The sequence below is a fragment of the Caulobacter sp. P1_B12_2 genome (genome assembly GCF_056406675.1).
Genome location: NZ_JBFTZS010000580.1, coordinates 1 through 2,408 on the forward strand (window position 1 = coordinate 1; position 2,408 = coordinate 2,408).

The window sequence follows — 2,408 nt, forward strand, 5'->3', positions numbered from 1 at the left end:
ATGTGCATGTGCGTGGTGTTCAGCCAGACGAAGAACGGCGTGTCGTCCTTGGTGGCGTCCTTGATGAAGCGGCTGGCTTCCTCGACGAATTCGTCGTCGCAGGTCTCCATCCGCTCCTTGGTCAGCTGGCCCCTTTCCTCGATCTTCTGCTTGCCGACCCGTCCCCAGCGCTCGTGGGTGGTGGGGTCGTCGACGTCCGTCGCCCAGGAATGGACGATGTCGCGCGGGCCGTTGGTCTTCTTGAAATTCGGGAAGTCCTTGTCCGGATAGTAGTCGTACATCTCCGGCTCTTCCTGGGCGTTCAGGTGGTAGAGGTTGCCGAAGAACTCGTCGAAGCCGTGATTGGTCGGCAGCATGTGGTTCAGGTCGCCCAGGTGGTTCTTGCCGAACTGGCCGGTGGCGTAGCCCTGCTCCTTCAGGAGCGCGGCGATGGTCACCAGCTTGTCGTTCATGCCCACGGGCGCGGCCGGGGCGCCGACCTTCGACAGGCCGGTCCGCAGCACGCTCTGGCCGGTGATGAATGACGAGCGCCCGGCGGTGCAGGACTGCTCGCCGTAGCTGTCGGTGAACATCATGCCTTCGCGGGCGATGCGGTCGATGTTGGGCGTCTGGTAGCCCATCAGGCCATGCGAATAGCAGCTGAGGTTGCTGATGCCGATGTCGTCGCCCCAGATGACGAGGATATTGGGTTTTCCTTTGGGCATGACGGTGCTCCGCGGTCGCGCCCCACGACACGGGGCGACGAAAGATCATCATGCCGCCGGAACGGGGAATATCGACCGGACTACCCGCCGCCGCCCGGAGTTCACCCTAGGCGTGCGGCCGCATTTCACGGAGCCTTTCAGGGCTTGGTGACGAACACCGTCTTCCAGTCGCTCTTCATGCTGACGACCGTCCAGCCGCGCGCGACGGCCTCGTCCAGGGCCTTGTCCAGCGTGCCGATCTTAGACTGCCGGTCGTAGGCGTACTCGCGGACGGCGTCGTCGTGGTGGATCAGGATCTGAAGGCTGGGCCGCGTGCTGGACGCCGAATACTGCAGCATCTGCAGGTCGCCGTCGGAATTGCCCACCGCCACCAGCGGCCGGCGGCCGATGTGCAGGTCGATGTTGCTGGGCTTGCCGGGACCGTCGTCGAGGCTGCCCAGCGCCGGCTGCGCCACCAGGACGCCCTTGCCGTCCCGAAGCTCGAACTTCGTCGTCAGGTTGGTGCCGATCACTTGTTCCGGGGGCACGCCGTAGGCTTTTTCGGCGAAGGTCCGCATGAACTGCACCTCGCCTCCGGAGACGATGTAGGTCTTGAACCCCGCCCCCCGCAGATAGGTCAGCAGCTCCAACTGCGGTGAATAGGTCAAGGCGGTGTAGGGCGTGTGGAAACGCGGGTGGCGAGCCTGGTCGAGCCAGGCCTTGGCGACCGCCTGGTACTCGTCCGTGGTCAGGCCGACCTGAACGGCGAGGACGGCCTCCGCCAAATCCGCTTGGCTCAGCTTGGCCATCGCCGCCTGGTCCCGATCGGCGATCGCGGCGAAGGCCGGCTTTTCGCGCAGGGCCGGAGTCTTGGCCACCATCTGCCCAACCCGTTCCATCGCGAAGGCGAACTGGAAGTAGATCGGCTGCTCGGCCCACAGCGTGCCGTCGTTGTCGAACACCGCGATCCGCTCGGCCGGCGGCACGAAGTCGGGGCCCTGGGCGGTCACCCGCGCGACGTAGCCGGTGATCGCGGTCTTGGCCGGGCCGGCGTTCCAGGACGGCAGGGGATCGGCGACCGGCGGCGCGGCCAGGCCCGGCGCTGTCGCGATGATCAGCCCAAACGCCGCGCATCCCGCCAAAACGGTTCTGCGAGTTGATGAGATCATGATCGCCTCCAGGGCCCAGGGTCAGAAGTTCAACGAGAGGATCGGCAAGTGCGCGACCATCAGGCCGCTGAGCGCGCAAACGAGAAACGCCAGGCCGACCAGGACCGCCTTGATCGTTGTCGACTTGAAGGTCTGGGCGATGCCGCCAAAGAACAGCGCCACGGCCAGCAGCACCGTGCCGCGCACGAAACGGTCGCCGATGTCGTTGTCTCTCTGGCCCTGATTGAACAGGTCGTCGGCCCGCTTCTGCAGCCGTTGCGCCTGGGCGAGCCGGGTCGAGTGGTATTCCGGCATGACGAAGGGAGACGCGGGCGCGGCGGGGTTGGTCAGCGGTGCGGTCTTGAGCCAGGCCTCGAAGGCGACCGCGAATTCCGGCCGGAAGCGTTGGCGATAGAAGGTCTGCAGGACGGGCTCATGCTGGGCGGTGGCGCTGAGCCAGCCCTGGAACATCAGCAAGTCCGCCGTCTCGAGCTGCCCGGTTTCGGTCRCCGCGCTGGTCGCCTCCACGCGCGCCGCGCCGGCCTGGGCGTAGTGCGCGGCCTGCTCGCCGTCCCAC

General features: G+C 66.3%; 3 protein-coding genes. All 3 read right to left on the bottom strand.

Translation table 11 applies throughout. The features are described from left to right. Positions 1-704 (bottom strand): sulfatase-like hydrolase/transferase (locus tag AC1DZ6_RS23560; RefSeq protein WP_477099532.1); only part of this gene is annotated, 704 nt, incomplete at its 3' end. 137 nt (positions 705-841) lie between these two features. After that, positions 842-1,852: an HAD family hydrolase gene (locus tag AC1DZ6_RS23565; RefSeq protein ID WP_477099533.1), complete on the bottom strand. Its 1,011-nt coding sequence runs from the start codon at positions 1,850-1,852 to the stop codon at positions 842-844. Between the two features lie 21 nt (positions 1,853-1,873). Continuing rightward, positions 1,874-2,408: hypothetical protein (locus AC1DZ6_RS23570; protein ID WP_477099534.1), on the bottom strand; the 535-nt coding region annotated here is incomplete at its 5' end.